The organism is Nostoc sp. ATCC 53789, from assembly GCF_009873495.1.
Lineage (GTDB): Bacteria > Cyanobacteriota > Cyanobacteriia > Cyanobacteriales > Nostocaceae > Nostoc > Nostoc muscorum_A.
On record NZ_CP046703.1, the window covers coordinates 7,012,084 to 7,030,526 of the forward strand.

Sequence of the window (18,443 nt, forward strand, 5' to 3'; positions counted from 1 at the left end):
CCCAACCAAAAATAATTGGGTATAAATTCCAAATTAATATACAAAAACAGCTTTGATACAACTGTACCAATAAAAAATATTAGCATTTACAGGAATAAAACTTGTATAGAATCTTCCTACATCTCCAGCAACTTTAGCTGATATAGTAGCGGATACCGTCATTACTTGGCGACTTATCATTATTCAAGAGGTCTTATGAAACGCTTAATCTACATCATCCCTGTGACTGCAATTAGCTTACTGACATTGGTAGGATGCAACAGCGATCAAAAATCCACTACCCAGACTCCTGCTACCACAGAAACCACTAAGGCGACAACAGGATCTAAAACCCCTAGTGCCACGCAGGGAGGTTTTGATACTTTGGCTGGTGTCGTTACAAATACAAAAACTGCGGTGCAAGGCGGAAACTTTGACAAAGCTCAACAGGAATTTAATAAGTTTGAAAATTCTTGGTCTAAAGTTGAAGATGGTGTCAAAACTAAATCTTCAAAAACCTATAATGTCATCGAAGATGCTGCGACCCAAGTGAAGGGTTCGCTAAAAGCAAAAGATAAAGCGAAATCTCTTAAAGGATTACAAACACTTGAGACAAACATCGCCACTGTTTCTAAGTGAGGTAAAACTAACATAGAGCAGGAGTTAAAAGACAAGAGACACCAAAAAAAGTCTTTATATCTGGCTTTGAGACAAATAGTTCTGTAGCTTATCAAGTTACAAACTGCGATAGTTTCCACTGGAGATTTTGGATAATGCGTTCATTTCGCAAATACCACCGGACTCTGGCGATTATTTTGGCTTTACCGCTTGCTGTAACATTGTTAACTGGTATTGCAGCTACCTTGGTAGGTGAGTGGTCAGCTAACATTGGAGTTCCACGTAGTCTACTACTTTCGATTCATCGTGGTGAAATCTTGGGTTTACAGGGAATCTACCCGATTTTGAACGGACTAGGATTATTAGGGTTGTTGGTTACTGGATTAAGTATGACTAGTTTGTTTCGTAAGAAAAGGTCAAAATCTGAGTAAGGATTAGTCAAAAGCGATCGCAGTCTTTTAAGGTATAAAAACAAGTCAGTCACCCTGCGATCGCAAATAGTGAAATCAAACCATAATCCATTGTCTCCAGTGCTGCAAAAGTCATTGTAGAAGCAGTTCCAGAGGTATTGCTCTGCTTTAGAACGGACTAGAATCTGGATAGACATAACTTTTTCAATTCTTTGACAAGCTCCTGTAACATCAAGCTATTAACTTAGAAAATATTGCTTTTAACAAAATAACGACCCATAGCAACAACTAAAAAATATTTCAAATTTATTGACTTTTAAGTTACTCAGTACTGAGTGCTGAGTAAAAAGTAAAATTAGGACAAAAGCGAAGCAAGTAGCGTGGATTTAGGGGAATACAAAACGTTTTGCTACTACCAAGAGGACTTTTAAAACATCCTCTAAACCAACAAATATTTTTGAAGGTTCAAATAACTATGAATAATCTATCTCATCAGTATCTAGAAGAAAGTAATAAAAAGGAGAAGCTTTTATATACTGCTGATACAGTGCGTGCTTATCTTCGCGAGATTGGACGGATACCTTTATTAACTAATGAGCAGGAGATTAATTTCGCCAAGCAAGTTCAAAAAATGATGGCTTTACTAGCTACAAAAGAAAAATTAGCTATTCAATTAAAACGTCAACCAACACAACAAGAGTGGGTTGAAAATATAAATATTGGTGAAAAATCACTGCTACAACAGCTACATCAAGGGCAAGAAGCCAAGCAGAAAATGATTCAGGCTAACCTGCGACTTGTAGTATCTATTGCTAAGAAATATCAAAGACATAACCTAGATTTTCTCGATTTAATTCAAGAAGGAAGTTTAGGCTTAGAGCGAGGAGTTGAGAAATTTGACCCAACTAAAGGGTACAAGTTTTCAACTTATGGCTATTGGTGGATTCGCCAGGCAATTACACGAGCGATCGCCGAACAAGGACGTACTATCCGCTTGCCTATTCATATTACAGAAAAGCTGAACAAAATCAAGCGGATTCAACGTGAACTAACTCAAAAATTAGGTCGTACTCCTACCGCAACTGATATCGCCGAAGAACTATCTTTAGATCCAAAACAAATTCGAGATTATTTACTTTTAGCACGTCAACCTGTCTCTCTAGAATTACGAGTTGGCTCAGACAAAGATATAGAATTACAAGATATGTTGGAGGATAATGGACTTTCCCCAGAATTATACGCTGACCATAAGTTTCTCCAACAAAATATTCAAAATTTATTGTCAAAATTAAATCCCCAGCAGCGACAAATATTAACTTTCCGTTTTGGTTTAACAGATGGAAATGAACTTTCTTTAGCAGAGATTGGTCAACGGATGGGTATTAGTCGAGAACGAGTGCGACAGATAGAGCAACAAGCTTTGGGTAGTCTAAGAAGACATAAGGATAAGATACACAGCTATCTAGCTAGTTAATTCGTAAGCCGAATATCTTGTTATTGGCTCTTTACTTCAACCCGCAGAGTTTGGTAAATCCTGATGGGCGATGCCTGCAACAAGGTGCTAAGAGCGTCTATGCAATCTACAAAAACAGAGATTGAACAGTCAGATCCTTCTGGGTAATGCTAAAGTTACGCTGTTCTGCTGTGGCAATGAATGAAACGATCGCTTCACACGCCACTGCAACGGTTAACATCACCAGGTTTCGTGCCAACGGATAATCACAGACATCATCATTAACCTCGGAAGGAACACGATAAACGTCATTCCAAATCACTTCTGCATAATCAGCTGATAGCCCAGCATGAAGACAAGGAATGCTTAATTGTTTAGCATAATTTTTCACTGCTTGACGTGCCACACTATTATCAAAGACATCGACAATTAACTGGCTGTCTTTGAGTAGTTGGGTTGTATTTGCTGATGTCAACTCCTTTGTTCTAGCATCAACTTTAGTGCCAATTGCTCGATATAAATTGTTCGCCAAAATTTTCGCTTTGAACGCTCCCACATCAGAACGGTAGTAAGGCTGAGTTGAAAGATTGCATTCCTCAATGCGATCGCGATCTATCACTGTAAGTTTATCAAAACCAGACCGAGCTAAATTTTCAGCAATATTAGCTCCTAATGCTCCAGCGCCACAAATAGTTATAGGATAGTTTTTCAACTTTGCCATCACAGCATTGGTGCGGTAAAGCTGTTCGTGAAAAAAGATACTCATTGTTCTCACTACTCTTGTTGTTCCATCACACCTACTAAGGATTGCAAATCAAAATCGCGATCGCGTCCACTCAGACAAATACCAGAACTAACAACAGTCAAATCAGTTTTTGCGATCGCACTACTATGGCGAATACCATCAGCAGTTGTCCAATCGACTGTCCAGTAATCGCTGCGATCGTGGAATTGATTTAAGGTACCACCGCCCATTTGCAAAGCCTTTCTCAATCGCTTTTCATCCTGTTGAGGTTGAGTAAATCCCTCAATGCGCCAAGTTGCTAATTCATACACTGTGAGGATTTCTGGAGTAATGCCTTTAAACTGTAATTCCTCAGCAGGAATGAGTTGCTTAACAGCAGATTGCAGAGTTTCAGAAATTGCCGGATCGGTACGGCGATCTACTTCCTCAAACCAGCATGAATGTCCATTCCATCGGGCAATGATTTGCTCAAAAGTAGCGCCCTCGGTAACTAAGTGGACTGCGATCGGCTTAACTACCTTCAACCGTTGACGCATATCTACTTCATTAACCGGGTATGCTAACCAAGTTTGTTTTTGCAGTTGGTGTGCTAACCGCAACCGTATTTGGGGAAAATGTTGCAAATATTCCACAATTTGGGGTAAGTCTGCTTCTTCTACAACCGTTGCTGTTTTCTCATTCACAGGCTGAAAGATGCCCCAACCTTCAAATTTACTAGGCTTTGGCGTGAAGGTGTAAACCATCCCGTCTACCCTTGTGCGAACTAGTCCACCTTTGATACAGGGTGCAAGGAATTGGGTGGTATGTAATTGCGCTTCTGCGATCGCAATTTGGTTGATTAGCTTAAATATGTTAGTCATAACTAATACCAATTTTCAAAAATAAGGCTACCAATGCAACCCTAGAAACCGTGATGAAATCTCACTTTCTTAATTACGAATTAATATAATTCTGCGTGCAAGTTGGTGGAGCATTGCGTGTTCTCAATTACTAGAGGAACTCCGCTGGTGAGTTGTTATACACTCTTTCAAGGATGGCTACTTTTAAGCCTACCTCCCAGGTTCTTCGCACTCCCCGTTCACACACGCCCACTGCATTTGGCAGTGTTACCGTTCCTCTCGTACTAGTATGTAGGCTCTACGAGTTGGGGCACGCAGGATATTAATATAATACAATATATTACAAAATACATGGAAAAGCGATCGCGGTTGTCATTGCCATAAAGGAAATTGAGATAGAATCTTTATCAGTCAGCTAGGGTTCAAGGGTTTCAAGTTTGATCTGCCAATAATATTCATTTAGCATTCTTTCAAATCAGTGTATAGTTGAGGTTCAATTAGAGAGTGTCGCAAAAGCATTTTTACAACTAATTTTAGAAAATTTTTGGCAGTGGAATCATCTTTTAACACTAATAACTCTTTTGCAAAATCTGGTTGACTACCGTGTGCTATATTACTTCTATAAGCATAAAGTTTTTTCCAAATTGCACTTTCAGATGTATTTACAAAAAACTGAGAGTAATCCAATTGATTACTAAAACGCTTTGATAATAAATTGATTTTATTTGTAACTTGTCGCGTAATGGAGTCTCCTGTATCAATTGGCTTATGTGTAATTAAAAATTCAATAATAGTAAATAGTCCAAGAATCTTGAATTTAGAATTATGAGGAATATTCTTTAGTTCGTCTAGCATATTAACAGCTTGTTTTATGTCTGGATACTTAGTCTCATCTAATTGCTTATAATCTAAATATATTGATCCTATATCTTGTAAAATTGTATCATCAATAGATTGAGTTAAAGATAAGCCACTATTCATTGCATTAAAATAATTGAAAGTATATGTTGGATTTTTCAAAATACCAAACCCTTCTAATTGTTCATGATATATAAACTGTAATCCGAATTCTAGCTCTATTTTTGCTAAATTTGCTATCCGTGCTAAATCATGAATTATAGAATTATTCCCCTTAAAAGTTAGTATATAATATCTCCAATTTTGTGGTTCAAGCTGCTGACTTTTATATTTTTTTTTGTTGGGTGTATTCAAATCTTCAACATACACTAATTCATAAGGAGATAAATTAAATCTAGAAAGTTCATAAAAATATCCTGAGTCTAACAAAGATTTTCTAATCTGGTCAATTTGGATAGAATCAGCTTTTTGAAAGTAGCAATCTTCAATAACTTTAAAAGGTAGATTGCAGTTGACATCGAGTAGATTAGCTACAAAAGCGAAGCTAGTATTTTCTGACATATTGTCTCAAAGCTTAGTTTTAATATCTTTATCAGGATGCGTTATAAATAACTATGACGCACCCTGATAGAGTCTATTTATCATCTCGCACAGGCAATGGTATGTCCAGAATCTCCATTAGCAAATCGAGACGAGAGGGGCGCGTTAGGAGTGGGACGATGTTCGGCAAACTGTAGTAGTCACCCGCGAAAGTGAACGTATCTACAGGTGCTTGCTGCTGCTTCAGTTGAGTCTCCACCCAGTTGTAATGAGTACCTACACGGACAATCACCACATTGGGCATTATCGCCAACTCCCGGCAGTAGTTCTTGTAGACTTCACCGAAGTAAGGAGCAGCATTTTCGCCCTCATCCGTTACCACAATAATCTGGTCAACCACCTGCTTTTTCCGCCGCATTGCTTCCAATGCACAGCCGATGCTAGTGCTACCGCCTGCCTTGATGTGCTGAAAGGCACGCTCCCAGTCACTCAACTCCTTGCCTTTTGCCGTAACAGCATAAGGAATGGTGTCGAAGGCGTAGACAAATAGTTCTGCCTTTGTGATACCAGAGATTAGGGCAGCGAGTTGCTTACCGATCGCGATCGCATTTTCCATTGAACCAGACTTATCCACCAATAAAGCAGTTGGACGAGCGATCGCACCACGCCGTTTCACCTGTTCGTTTGTCACCTTTTCCAGTTGGGCAACGGTGTCTGCGTCAAAATCTCCTGCGTCTGCGGCAATCTGTGCTTTGAATGCTGAGACACGCGTACTCTTAGACGCTGCTTCTAGCTTGGAATCAATCAGCTTCTTGACTTGTGGGTGATCCATTGCACCTCTCGTCTGGAGAGACTTGAGGTTGTTGATCGCCTCTTGAGGAGTCATGCTGTTGATTAACGCCACCAATACAACTGGTGTAAGTTGCTTGATCGCACCAATTGCGATCGTGTATGGAATTTTGAACTCCACAATCAGCCGTGCCTGTTCTACGGCATTTGTTGCCTTAGCCAGCTGCTTCAGCACATTTGCTAAGGAACCCTCTGGAGGACTATCGCAAAACAGAATCGCATTTGCCCGCTCATTTGGCTTGATGTGCAGCGAAGCATACAAGTGCTTCATTGCTTTACGACCTCGCAAAGCAGCGCGATCAAACAGAGCCGGATTGCTCTCCCGTGTCTTCAAGTAACGTCGTACCGCAGTCCGGGCGGAACGAGGCAGTTTATTCTGCTGCTGCTTCATGAAGTCCACCACACGAGCCACCTGATAGGGTGGAAACTCTTGCAGCATCATAAATCCAGCATCTCGGTGTTCAATTAAATTGCTGGTTAGTAAATGAGCTAGGAATACTTCTTTATGGTCGCGGACATCACCATGACGCTGATACCAGACTGCCAAGTGTCCGTAGAAGATGGGATCGAGTTCAACAATCAACTGATGAATTTCTGCGACTTGCTCAAGCTTGCGGTGAGGAGTTGTCAGCAAACTGTTGAGCATTTCCAAACGCAGATCGCGTTCTGCGGTTTTCATTATGAACCTCCTCTATTTGTGATGAATGAGGAGGCAGATGTTGCACGCGGGGCGATCAAGTCACCGCGCAAGTTGTAGAAGCATTGGATATAACTTATGCAGAGTTATGTAAGCTTCCGCGATCGGGGCGCAGCAACAACTGCCAATAACTATGTAGCAGTCCTAATTAGTATGTGAAATTCTCTGTCTTTTTCTTCAACTTCGCGTCCTTCTCTAACGAGACGCTGCGCGAATGCGTCCTTGGCGGTTCGTTTAAAAAAGTAATTTTTGCAACTCAACAAAGACACAAAGAAAAGACCGAAAGAGAAGTTGTCATCAATCATTAATGAAATAAGATCACTTCGTGCAAGTCGAAAAAGCTGTTGATTCACACACGGGATTTGAACCCGTAGTTGCTTGAGCTTCAGTCAAGTGCCTGTACCATTCGGCTAGTATGTAAGCTTATCCAGTTAGGGCACGAAGTGAAAAATTTAGGTTTTAGAAAGTTGATTTAAAATAAATCGAATTTCTTTCTTATTACACTGCTGTTTCCTAACAGCGTAAATCATTCGACCTGTATATGCCACAGAACGATGAATTACACCTTTGACAGCATCCGTCACATAATGAATGGGTGGCCATGGCAAATCTTCAAAGGTAATTAAATACCAAATTTCGTTTAGCTTCTGGTATTGATGATAATTATCAATGATGACAATATCAGTTTGTTCCTGCTTTTGCTTTTGCTTCTGCTTTCGAGGTATTTTCTCAGATGCACAAAGAATTCCGGTTTCAGGATGGATATAGAAGCGATCGCGATGGTTTGTATCTAGCTGACTTCGATACCCTCGATAAGGCTTGCTATAGAAACCACCATCAATTATTTCCACATATCGTTCAACATAGTCCCACACATGACCGATAACATGCTGTCCTGCCATTGTACTGGGATCTAATCGTTGACACAATTGGCTGTAAACGTCATTCCAAGGCTGTCCGACTTGCGATCGCAAAAACCGACGCAGAGGGCCGAGATGATCTGAAAGATACTTGGATTTATTTCTTGGTTTAATCAGATAGGGATTCAACAATCCATCCTGAATTGCATCCTGGGTGATTTTGTATAATTGCTTTTTAAAACCAGTCACCTTTTTGAGGCTAATTCTTCTCCCACCACGAGGACGCTCAATTACAATCTCGCTCAAACGATGTTCGCTCATATCTCACGTTGTTTAAATGCAGTTGTACTAATTGAGTTGTTATTAAACATGAGTTAGCTAACATCATTGAACTCACCTCCGTATTGAGTAAAGGTTATAGATAAATACAATTCAAATAATTGAAATTCCGCACAAGTTAGCAAAGCAGTTTTCACAATTGCCTATACCAATTTGGCTACGCTCCCATCAAAGGGAGCGACAAGATTTGAACCTGCATTCCGTTGCCGGAGTGTGTAGACTTCACAAGTTAGGGCGCGGAATAAAATTTAACCATAGACAGCTTCAGGGCGGACGATTAAATCGCCACTAGGACGGCGATCGATTACGTAACCAGAAAGGCGATCGCTATTCACATCTAAATGTCGAGCAACGCGCTCCTTCACTGCCACATCATTCATCCCTGCTGCAATTCCCAATTGGGTTTTTGGCACATCAACAGAACGTCCTTCAAATCGAATATGAACCATTGCAATCACCTCTTGTTTTAATTACGAATTACGAATTACGTAGCTTGCTTCTCGCTTTTGGCGAGTATTACGAATTCGTATTAGTGGATCTGATCGGGATTGAACCGATACCCTCCCTGTGAGAGTTACACTCACACCTCGTGCGAGTTGAAAAAGCTGTGGTAACACCGCAGGAATTGAACCTGCAACTTATCGTTTTAGAGACGATCGCTCTACCATTGAGCAAGTATGTAAGCTTTTTCTGTTAGGGCACAAGTGACATCCGGGATCTCTACCGTTAGAGCTACAGACCCAAGTTTGAATAATTGCAATGGCTTGATTGAGGCGATCGCAACTTCAATCAAAGTCAAGGCAAATGGAGCCGTCGGGAATTGAACCCGAATCCTGCAACCGTCCGTTTGTTGGCTTCGGAGCAGTCGAACACCAATCGCGGCCCCAAACAGTAGCATCTATACAATTGTCTAGCTTCTGATAGGTTTTAGTTTTGCCTTTGAGGAGGCTTTTCTTTTTATACTACAAATGTAATACAGGCTCTACATAATGTCAAGGGGATACTACAAATTTTGCAATCCAATGCGTGTTATTTAGATTCTCTCTTCTAAAAGCCTTACTCCCCTTCCCTACAAGGGAAGGGGCTGGGGGTTAGGTCTTTTTTCTACTCAACTGAAAATCGCTGTATTACTCAATTAACTGCGGTTATCTATCTGAGCGCGTTGCAAACTTCCAGAAAAGTCAACATAAACACTTTTCCATTCTGTGAAAACATCCATTGCAGTAGTTCCAGCTTCGCGGTGTCCGTTACCGGTTTGTTTCACACCCCCAAAGGGCAAATGTACCTCTGCGCCGATAGTAGGGCCGTTAATATAGGTGATACCTGCCTCGATGTCGCGCATAGCAGTAAAAGCCCGGTTGATGTCGCGGGTGTAAACTGAAGAAGAAAGTCCGTAATTGCTATCGTTGAGAATTGCGATCGCTTCCTCAAAGGAACTAACCTCAATTAATGCCACCACTGGCCCAAATATCTCTTCACGGGCAACTCGCATATCGGGAGTTACATCATCCAAAATAGTTGGTTGAAAGAAGTAACCGTTTTTCAATGAGCCTTCATTGGCAATTTCTCCACCAATTAAAACCTTTGCACCTTCCTCACGGGCGATATCCAAATACTTGCTTACCTGTTGGAGTTGCTTTTCATTGATAATCGGGCCAATATCTGTGTCGGTATCAGTGCCAGCACCCAAGCGTAACTTACTAGTACGCTCGTAAAGCATGGCGGTGAATTTTTCTTTAATATCACGATGCAAAATCAGGCGACTAGTAGCCGTACATCGTTGACCGGTTGTTCCAAAAGCACCCCACACCGCACCATCTAAGGCAAGTTCCAAATCGGCATCTTCCATCACTATTTGGGCATTTTTACCACCCATTTCCAGACAGACACGTTTGTGAGTGCGTCCACAAGTAGCGCCAACAAAAGCACCTGTTTCTGAAGAACCAGTAAACGATACCAAATCTACATTGGGATGCTCAACTAAAGCTTTCCCCGCTTCTTCTCCTACACCATGCACCAAGTTAATTACTCCTGCTGGTAAACCTGCTTGTTGGAAAATTTCAATCAATTTAGTTGCACAGGCTGAGGTATCTTCGGCAGGTTTGAGGATGACTGTGTTGCCACATACCAAAGCTGGCATAGCTTTCCAGCAAGGAATTGCCACAGGAAAATTCCAGGGAGTGATTAAGGCACAAACTCCGATAGGCATTCGCACAGTCATAGCGAATTTATTAGACATTTCTGATGGTGTAGTTTGCCCAAATAGTCGCCGTCCTTCGCCAGCAGTGTAAAAGGCGCAGTCAATACCTTCTTGCACATCTCCCCTGGCTTCTGTTAGGGGTTTACCCATTTCCCGACTGATTAACTGGGCAAGTTCTTCTTTATGCTGGAGTAATATTTCCCCAACGCGAAAGATGTATTCTGCCCTAGCTGGGGCCGGGACTGTGCGCCAACTGCGGTAGGCTTTACGGGCTGCGGCTACTGCTGTATCTACATCATTAACTTGGGAACGGGGGAATGTGGCAACGATTTCGGTTTTGTCCGCAGGGTTGCGACTTTCTAAAGTTCCTTCCCCTACAGCATTCAACCATTGACCATTGATGTAATTGCGGCAAGATAGCGGAGTTGTCATCTTAAAAATCCCCGGCTGATGATCGAGTGAAACTTGTGTACTAATACAACTTCTGTATGAAGATGCGGCAAACTAATATGAGAAACTAACCGCATTCGCGCAGCGTCTCGTCAGAGAAGGACACAAAGAAAGAAACAATAAGCCAAGAAAATTTGGCAAGACTCTGCGTACCTTTGCGTTTATTTTGCGTTCTTCTGCGTTTAAAAACGCTACGATTTTAGATAAAGCTATACTAAGTTTGCTTGCTTTCTAGGTTATCCTCAAGTTGAAAAAATTGGTGTGAGAAACAAATATCGATATAAAAATTAAGGCACTAACGCCAAGACACCCACAGGAGAACCAGAACCACCACGCAACCGCAGAATCCCGATCGCTAGAGTAGTACCTTTGGGTGGTAACTGATCCAAATTGGTGAGATTTTCTAAAACAATACGCGGTTTTTCCAATACCAAGCGATTAGTAGCAAAAGTGTTATCCTGTCCTGGGTCTACACCATGAGTATCAATCCCTACCCCAGCAATTTGCCGTTCCTTCAATAAGAATTGAGTCGCATCGCTACCAAACCCTGGAAAATGAGCAATACCTTGAGCATCATGATTTAGAAATGCACTTTTATCAAACCACTTTTTTTGCCAACCAGTATTCAGTATAACTACGCAGCCTTGAGAAATCTCACCGTATTCTTCTTCCCAAGCCACAATATCAGCAATAGTCAGGGCATAATCAGAATTCACGGCTGTGGCTTGGCGAATATCTATAACCACCGCAGGTACAACCAGAGATTGGGCGGGGTATTGGTCAATTCCCATACTATAGCTATGGAAGCTGTTAGGAGCGTTGATATGGGTAGCACTATGTTCCCCCAAGGCTAAACGTCGGAGGTAATAGCCATCATTATTTAGTTCAGCCACAGTTTCAAATTCTACTGTGGGATCTCCAGGCCACTGGGGAATATCTATGTCAATCACGTGACTTAGATGAATAACGCGTGTGTAGGTGATACTATTTTGACCTTGGGGTTGTATCATCCCAGCCTTCTACTTTACTTATATACAGAGATTTGTTTTAAAGGTGCGATCGCCTGGGTTGGGCTATGCCGACGCAAAGATAATGCTACCATTACAGAGTAATTAAAGTGTAATATTTCTAATCCTAACCCTCCATAATAGTACAAATAATCCCCCCAATTCCTGTAAATTTTAGGTTTTTGGGGGGTCAAATGTTGCAGCAAAAAGTGAATTAATCTTAGTTAACAACCAATAGGTTAACTTTTTGGTTAAGAAAAGATTAAAGTTGTATTTATGTTGAAGGTTGCTCATGTAGTGGAATCATGATGACAAACTCTGCACCTTCTCCTGGTGCTGAAATACACTGGATTTGTCCGCCATGTTTTTGGACAACAATTTGGTAGCTAATTGATAATCCCATACCCGTGCCTTTACCCACGGGTTTTGTAGTAAAGAAGGGGTCAAATAAACGTTTGCGTACTTCTTCTGTCATGCCTGGGCCATTGTCGGCAAAGCCAATGATTACACGGTCTTCTTTGATAAGGGTACGAATGCGAATCTGAGGAGAAGTCATTTGTCCTTGGTCGTTTGTCCTTTGTTTAGAGTTATTTACTAATGACAAATGACTAGTGACAAATGACTCTTCTAAAACATCGATCGCATTTGCCAGCAAATTCATAAACACCTGATTCATCTGTCCAGCGTGACAGACTACTGGTGGTAGATTGCCATAGTCTCGGATTACTTGGATTTCGGGATATCCTGGTTTGGCTTTCAGACGATTTTGCAACAGCAGTAAGGTGCTATCAATACCTTCATGAAGATTTACTGCTTTCGTGCCGTCTTCATCAAGGCGAGAAAAATTGCGTAAAGATAGGACTATCTGCCGAATGCGTTCGGCTCCCATATTCATAGAATCCAGAATTTTAGGCAAATCTTGCTTGAGAAAGTCTAAATCTATGTTGTAGATTTGTTCGTGAATTTCTGGTGTTGGTGGGCAGTAACTCTGTTGATAAAGTTCTACCAAGTGCAATAAATCTTTGGTATATTCACGGGCGTGGCTAATATTGCCGTAGATAAAATTGACGGGATTATTGATTTCGTGGGCAATACCTGCAACCAATTGTCCCAAACTGGACATTTTTTCGGTTTGAATGAGTTGCGCTTGAGTGTGTTGAAGTTCTAGTAATGCTGCTTCTAGTTGTTGGGCTTTGTCTTGGGCTGTTTGAGCAGCAATGCGGCTTTGGGTGTAGAGTTTAGCTTGGTCAATAGCGATCGCTATTTGAACTGTAACTGCCTGTAGTAATTCTACTTCGTTGTCTAGCCAGGGCCGGAAGCCACCACAAGAACCACAGCTAAATGTGCCTATTTCGCCAGATTTGGTGTGTACAGGTAGTGACATAAAGGCAGTGAAACCAAAATCCTGCAAAAATAGTTGTGCAGTGCAATCGCTTACAGTCTCAACATCATTAATACGGATAATTTCTCTATTCAAGGTTTTGGCTGCGATGAGTTCGATTTCTGCACTAGTTGCTTCTTGATCGTCAAGCAGACAGGGTAAAAAGGAACTTTTCGCTTCGTATACTTTTTCCCAATGGGTAACTTCAGTGTCTTGCCGATACCAAAAGAAGGCGCAGCGATCGATCTGGAATAAGTCACGGATCTCCCGCACTGCGGTTTCCACAATGTAATTGAGATCCAAGGAAGCTCGAATCTGGTTAGAAAGACGATTGAGTAATGCTTCCCGTTGGGCACATTCTCTGAGTGCAACTTCTGCTTGTTTGCGATCGGTGGTGTCATAGCAAATACCAACGAAGTTTACAATATTACCATTGGCATCTCTAATAGCAGATGAGTTGCTTGTATGCCATCGCCAACTACCATTTTTGTGTTTTACTCGATATTCAATTGCGTCTTGCTTTTGGGTTGTTGTCGCAATTCTTTGGAAATAATCTGCACAAATAGACACATCGTCAGGATGCACAAAGGGAACAAAAGATTGACCTTCAACCTCTGCAATCTCATGCCCAAAAATTTCAGTCCAGTTTGGAGAAACGTAAGAAAATATCCCCTCAAGGGTCAGGGCAAAAATAACGTTATTGGCATTTTCAATAATGGTGCGAAACTTGGCATCGCTTTCTATTAATGCTGTTTGTGCTTTTTCGCTGGTGTCGTGGACAAGAACTATGATTTGCTGGTCTGGTAACGGCAATAACTTAGCTTCAAAATTATTATTCCCTTGTGGGAGCGGTAAGGTATATTTGAAACTGACTGAAGATTGAGTTTCTAGTACTTGAGTTATTGCTTGCTGAAAGCGATCGCATATAGCAGTTGGTAGGCATTCTCGCAAACTCTTACCCTGACAATCTTTTGTTGAAATGTATGGGTTCTCAATCTTTCCTGGTTTGTAATCCAGAATACTTCCATCAGCATTGATACGAAAGTACAAATCAGGAAGCACTTGCAAAATCGCTGTAAATTCTGATGTTCTTTGGCGTAACTGTGATTCAACTACTTGGCGTTTTGCAATTTCAGCTTGTAGTTGCTTTTGTGCTTTTTTTAATTCTGCCGCCTGTTTTTGTTCTGTTAATTGACGGAGACGACGAGATGAATTTGTAGATGCCGAGCAGTTTTTTCTTAGGGTAGGTCGCACTTCTGTTACATCCACACAATAACCGATGTAACCCGCAAAGCTTCCATCTGCTGAAAATCGTGGCGCAGCTGTATCTAAAATCCAGCGATATTTGCCATCAGACCGACGCAGGCGATATTGCCTTTGGAAAGAATTATACGTTGCAAATGCTTTTAAGTATATATTCTTACATTGTTGTCTATCTTCTGGATGGACGCTACAAGCCCAGATATGGCTTATCTCTTCTCCTCGAGCAGATGCAGGTCCGCCTTTTGTTAGATGGGTTCCAGTAAATTCCAGCCAATTTGAATTTAAGTAACAATAAAGTGCATTGCATCCAGCCATCCAAATCATCAGAGGAGAAGTGTCTGCCTGCTGGCAAAATACTTTTTCATCCTGTTGTATTACTTCCTCTTGAACCATGATTTGGTTAATGTAGCTCTGCACCTTTTTGGAAAACACTTTTGCCTGCCTGCTCTGCCTAAATTATTAAGGTAATATGTCTGAAAATAGAATTTGTTAATAAAGGGATATCATCTTGATTGCGGCCTGTTATTTTATCTTAATACTTTATTTATTTTTATATCTCCAACAATTGCTTTTCTCTTGTAAATAAATTAAAAAAATGCTGAAGTTATCATTAAGATTAACTTCATGATTTTTGGTGAAATTTAAAATATTCATCTGTCAGGAAAATTATTCAACTATGTTTATTCTTAAAGTTATCTTTAAATTCATCTGAGCTATGTAATCACATAGCTAAAAAGCTTATTTAGCTTCATAAAAACTATATGAGTCGCTATGAGGCAATTACATCTTTATCAGAAATTCATAATAATCGGTAATTTCATATCAAATAAATATTGATTTTTTATCAAGAAGAATTCAGCATAAATTAGAGTCTTGAAGACTATACAGACAAAAGCGACCTCCGTAGATTTGAAATTTTTGATTTTTTATGTCTTCCGTGTAGGTAAACTTTACTTGTGTAGTAGCGGATTATATTCACCTAATGTTTTTCAGGAATTCTCTTAAAATCACTGGTTTAAAAGGATTTAATGTCCACATCCATACTAAGCAATTTCTAATAATTTTGTGTATAAAAATCTACGTATTTTATTCTTTTTTCTGGGTTCTGACTTCTGAATTCCTTTTCAACTTTCCCTGAAAAACCCGATTTTTCAAAATTGTCTTGACCGTTCAAAATGCTTCATTCCAAAATCGCAAATTAAATGAGAGAGATGCTAAATGTGATATCAACACGTTGTAACAATGGCTAGCGATCCTATTTTATATGTTATAAAGCTCACAGAAATTCATGTTAGGCGGGAACTACTTTATGGAACCAGATAAACTGGGCCGTTTTAAGGAGTACGGCGAATTCATCCTCCGAAAGATAGATTCTGTGCCCCAGCACCCTTCAAAACAAGAAGATTGGGTTCCAGCTAGTCTTGATGACTGTCTCCTGCGTTTGCGGTCAGCGGCCCAGAAAACTGTAGACCTGGCAACTTCACCTGTCAAAATTGGGGTGATGGGGGAATTCAGTAGTGGGAAAACTTTACTTTTAGGCAGTCTAATCGGATATGCAGATGCTTTACCAGTCAGTGAAAACCCTACTACAGGTAATGTTACCGCAATACACATCATCCCGCAAGACGACTTTGCAACTACCCAATTAAGTAATTTCACTGTAGAGTATCTTTCTCACGAAGGCGTACATGAGTGTCTACGCTTCATGCTAGGGGAAGCCCATAAACGCACGACAGCAGCAGGACTTCCTCCGATACCAGTATCGAAACTCAACTCTGGCAAAGATATTATTAGCTGGTGTGAAGAGGCTTGGAATAGTAGTAACAATTTGGAGCTACGTTATTTACTTCGGGAGTTGGTATTATTTCTGCGGGCTTATCAAGCTTATGGGGAAGTGATGTGTGGTGGGCACTACCAGATTGATGCTACCACCGCCCGCGAAGGGCTACAACTGATCGAACAGCCAATGGCAATCCAAAATCTGAAATTTGAGGATTTACCGCCAGCGCATATCCGATTACCAAGTCCACCCCAAAGGCTACCAACAAAGTTATTGCAGAATAGCTTTCCACTCATCCGTCGCGTAGATATCGATGTGAAAATCTCACGGGAAATTTGGGATTTTACAGGTGCAGCTAAATTTATTCTCATCGACTTTCCAGGATTGGGGGCTGCTAATTCGGGAGCTAGGGATACCTTTTTGTCACTGCGGGAACTGGCAGAAGTACAAACAATTTTGGTATTGCTAAATGGTAAATCTCCCGGTAGCGATCGCGCCAATAAAATTTTCACTATGATGCAACAGCAGCGACCAGGACAAGACCTGAAAGATTTAATTCTTGTAGGTGTAGGTCGCTTCGATCAACTCCCCCTAGACAGTGAAGGTGGCGAAAGAGAACTTGACCATTTGATTGAAGATAGCCATTTAAAAGAGGAAACCGTTTTCCAAAAACTCAAAGTTCTGCAAACTACCATTGATGGTGCAGAAGCTTTTACAACCCAAAAAGACCGGATCGTTTTACTGTCGCCACTGTTGGGACTAGCTGAATTAGCAAAACGTTCTACTACAGTCAAAGCAGGCTCACCAGATTTTTTGGCTAACTTGGACTATCCTGATTACCTAGATCGGTCTAAACGCCTACAAGATAAATGGGAGCTATTAAGTGAACGGCTGTTAGAGACAGATCCCCGCAGTAATTTAGGCAAACAGCTAGGTTACTTTGGTCAAGATGGGGGACTTAGTAAGCTGCGGGAATTAATTCAAACCCACGTAGCGACTCATGGTTTGAAGCAACTGTATGAAGATACTCGCAGAGCAGCTGATGTTGTGAGCCAGCAACAAGATCACTTGAAGGACATCATAGATGAAATTCACGAGCAAGGCATCCCCACAGGAGACAGTCCCGCCTTTATCGAGTTGCGCTTTGTCGTCGAAAGCTTAGATAAAATCTACAGGAATTTTCAAAAAGATTTAGGGACAGAACCACTTAAAGATCGGCGCGGTGTTGTCGTCAGCGATGTAGTTAAAGACGAACTCACTTTTAGAATCCTCAATTGGAACCAGTGGACTTTACTCTTCAACAAAGCCAACAATGGAGCGATCGCTCTGGCAGAATCTAAAGGTGCAGCCGGAAAATTATTTGATCGAGGAAACCGTGTAAATACTTCCCTTCCAACTAAAAGCGATGATTTTTATCCAGTATTTGAGAAAACCGTTAAAGAAGTAGAAGATTTTGCCCGCGATCGCATTCATCAAGCAGTGGTAGATTTGTTGAATCAATTGTCAAATTATGTCGCCCCAGAACGCGAACAATTGCAGGTATTTTTCCATCCAGATATGGAACAACAAATTGAAGAAAAATTTGGTTTTGAAGATGCCGATCTCTTTTACAAATTATTACTAGGATGCGATCCTAACGAATGGAAAGAAGCAATCATCTCGGAAATCAGTAGTAAAGATAAAACAGTTGCACCTGAAACCATCTTTCCTCTAGCGCGTCAAGACGAGAAACACAACGTTGGTCAAATCTTTGACTGGGCACCAGAAAAAAGCCAAGGTTTATCTAGATCGAGCAATCACCAACTTTTAGTACTGCGGCTGCGAGATGAAATCACTGCTAGCGCTAGTCTTCATCTTGTACAGTATGTTAGCGAAGTTAATCAGCAAATTAATTCAGAAATAGCAGGCATTTTGGATCAAATTATTCCTAGTTTGCAAAACCTTTCAAAAAAAGAAACTTTGCTGAGATATTTGGCGGCTGGGGACTTACCACCTGAGATAGCGATTCCTACTTGGTTGCAGATTATTTCAGAACTTGCTGCTGTTTCTTACTTAGATGATTTGAGATAAGCTAACTCAGAGCCTACGCCCTTTCATATAAAAGCGTAGCCCGACGTAGATATAGCGCCAAATAAAAAAGCCAGTGCTAAAGAGAATCAATGGTACAAGACCAAA

At 40.9% G+C, this 18,443-nt stretch carries 14 protein-coding genes and 1 tRNA gene; 4 read left to right on the forward strand and 11 right to left on the reverse strand.

Annotated elements, in window-relative coordinates; genetic code table 11:
• The first annotated feature begins 195 nt into the window (after positions 1-195).
• From GJB62_RS28990 to GJB62_RS29000, 3 genes are all read left to right on the forward strand, one after another.
• On the forward strand, positions 196-618 hold the full coding sequence (locus GJB62_RS28990; protein WP_114083155.1) for a DUF4363 domain-containing protein: 423 nt from the start codon (positions 196-198) through the stop codon (positions 616-618).
• Between the two features lie 134 nt (positions 619-752).
• Positions 753-1,028, forward strand: a complete 276-nt coding sequence (locus tag GJB62_RS28995) for a peptidase (RefSeq protein WP_114083156.1) — start codon at positions 753-755, stop codon at positions 1,026-1,028.
• Positions 1,029-1,482: 454 nt separating this feature from the next.
• Positions 1,483-2,481 carry an RNA polymerase sigma factor, RpoD/SigA family gene (locus GJB62_RS29000; RefSeq protein WP_114083157.1) on the forward strand — a complete coding sequence of 333 codons (999 nt, stop codon included), beginning with the start codon at positions 1,483-1,485 and terminating at the stop codon, positions 2,479-2,481.
• 106 nt (positions 2,482-2,587) lie between these two features.
• Here GJB62_RS29000 and GJB62_RS29005 read toward each other — a convergent pair whose 3' ends face one another.
• The 11 genes from GJB62_RS29005 to GJB62_RS29055 all read right to left on the reverse strand — a co-directional run bounded on the left by GJB62_RS29005 (position 2,588) and on the right by GJB62_RS29055 (position 14,920).
• The gene (locus tag GJB62_RS29005; protein ID WP_114083158.1) at positions 2,588-3,226 is read right to left on the reverse strand and encodes a ThiF family adenylyltransferase; all 639 of its coding nucleotides are present in this window, start codon (positions 3,224-3,226) and stop codon (positions 2,588-2,590) included.
• Positions 3,227-3,234: 8 nt separating this feature from the next.
• Entirely contained in the window at positions 3,235-4,065 is an 831-nt protein-coding gene (locus GJB62_RS29010) for a hypothetical protein (protein ID WP_114083159.1), read from the reverse strand.
• A gap of 438 nt (positions 4,066-4,503) precedes the next feature.
• Positions 4,504-5,463, reverse strand: a complete 960-nt coding sequence (locus GJB62_RS29015) for a HEPN domain-containing protein (protein WP_114083160.1) — start codon at positions 5,461-5,463, stop codon at positions 4,504-4,506.
• A 73-nt stretch (positions 5,464-5,536) separates the two neighbouring features.
• The gene (locus GJB62_RS29020) at positions 5,537-6,970 is read right to left on the reverse strand and encodes a vWA domain-containing protein (protein ID WP_114083161.1); all 1,434 of its coding nucleotides are present in this window, start codon (positions 6,968-6,970) and stop codon (positions 5,537-5,539) included.
• Positions 6,971-7,338: 368 nt separating this feature from the next.
• Positions 7,339-7,408 (reverse strand) — tRNA-Phe (locus tag GJB62_RS29025).
• Between the two features lie 32 nt (positions 7,409-7,440).
• Positions 7,441-8,169, reverse strand: coding sequence for a hypothetical protein (locus tag GJB62_RS29030; RefSeq protein WP_114083163.1), 729 nt, complete (start codon positions 8,167-8,169; stop codon positions 7,441-7,443).
• Positions 8,170-8,435: 266 nt separating this feature from the next.
• Positions 8,436-8,636, reverse strand: coding sequence for a hypothetical protein (locus tag GJB62_RS29035; RefSeq protein WP_114083164.1), 201 nt, complete (start codon positions 8,634-8,636; stop codon positions 8,436-8,438).
• 212 nt (positions 8,637-8,848) lie between these two features.
• Positions 8,849-9,085 carry a hypothetical protein gene (locus tag GJB62_RS29040; RefSeq protein ID WP_114083165.1) on the reverse strand — a complete coding sequence of 79 codons (237 nt, stop codon included), beginning with the start codon at positions 9,083-9,085 and terminating at the stop codon, positions 8,849-8,851.
• A gap of 237 nt (positions 9,086-9,322) precedes the next feature.
• Entirely contained in the window at positions 9,323-10,819 is a 1,497-nt protein-coding gene (locus GJB62_RS29045; RefSeq protein ID WP_114083166.1) for an aldehyde dehydrogenase family protein, read from the reverse strand.
• Between the two features lie 305 nt (positions 10,820-11,124).
• Positions 11,125-11,847 (reverse strand): cyclase family protein, encoded by a 723-nt coding sequence (locus GJB62_RS29050; RefSeq protein WP_114083167.1) that lies wholly within the window; start codon positions 11,845-11,847, stop codon positions 11,125-11,127.
• Between the two features lie 271 nt (positions 11,848-12,118).
• Positions 12,119-14,920: a PAS domain S-box protein gene (locus tag GJB62_RS29055; protein WP_245246040.1), complete on the reverse strand. Its 2,802-nt coding sequence runs from the start codon at positions 14,918-14,920 to the stop codon at positions 12,119-12,121.
• Positions 14,921-15,797: 877 nt separating this feature from the next.
• Between GJB62_RS29055 and GJB62_RS29060 the strand changes: the two genes are divergently transcribed.
• Positions 15,798-18,338 (forward strand): proteasome protein, encoded by a 2,541-nt coding sequence (locus GJB62_RS29060; RefSeq protein ID WP_114083169.1) that lies wholly within the window; start codon positions 15,798-15,800, stop codon positions 18,336-18,338.
• The last annotated feature ends 105 nt before the right edge of the window (positions 18,339-18,443 follow it).

Coding starts and splice junctions, on each gene's coding strand:
- GJB62_RS28990 (WP_114083155.1), top strand. CDS start 196: ATGAAACGCTTAATCTACATCATCCCTGTGACTGCAATTAGCTTACTG.
- GJB62_RS28995 (WP_114083156.1), top strand. CDS start 753: ATGCGTTCATTTCGCAAATACCACCGGACTCTGGCGATTATTTTGGCT.
- GJB62_RS29000 (WP_114083157.1), top strand. CDS start 1,483: ATGAATAATCTATCTCATCAGTATCTAGAAGAAAGTAATAAAAAGGAG.
- GJB62_RS29005 (WP_114083158.1), bottom strand. CDS start 3,226: ATGAGTATCTTTTTTCACGAACAGCTTTACCGCACCAATGCTGTGATG.
- GJB62_RS29010 (WP_114083159.1), bottom strand. CDS start 4,065: ATGACTAACATATTTAAGCTAATCAACCAAATTGCGATCGCAGAAGCG.
- GJB62_RS29015 (WP_114083160.1), bottom strand. CDS start 5,463: ATGTCAGAAAATACTAGCTTCGCTTTTGTAGCTAATCTACTCGATGTC.
- GJB62_RS29020 (WP_114083161.1), bottom strand. CDS start 6,970: ATGAAAACCGCAGAACGCGATCTGCGTTTGGAAATGCTCAACAGTTTG.
- GJB62_RS29030 (WP_114083163.1), bottom strand. CDS start 8,169: ATGAGCGAACATCGTTTGAGCGAGATTGTAATTGAGCGTCCTCGTGGT.
- GJB62_RS29035 (WP_114083164.1), bottom strand. CDS start 8,636: ATGGTTCATATTCGATTTGAAGGACGTTCTGTTGATGTGCCAAAAACC.
- GJB62_RS29040 (WP_114083165.1), bottom strand. CDS start 9,085: ATGCTACTGTTTGGGGCCGCGATTGGTGTTCGACTGCTCCGAAGCCAA.
- GJB62_RS29045 (WP_114083166.1), bottom strand. CDS start 10,819: ATGACAACTCCGCTATCTTGCCGCAATTACATCAATGGTCAATGGTTG.
- GJB62_RS29050 (WP_114083167.1), bottom strand. CDS start 11,847: ATGATACAACCCCAAGGTCAAAATAGTATCACCTACACACGCGTTATT.
- GJB62_RS29060 (WP_114083169.1), top strand. CDS start 15,798: ATGGAACCAGATAAACTGGGCCGTTTTAAGGAGTACGGCGAATTCATC.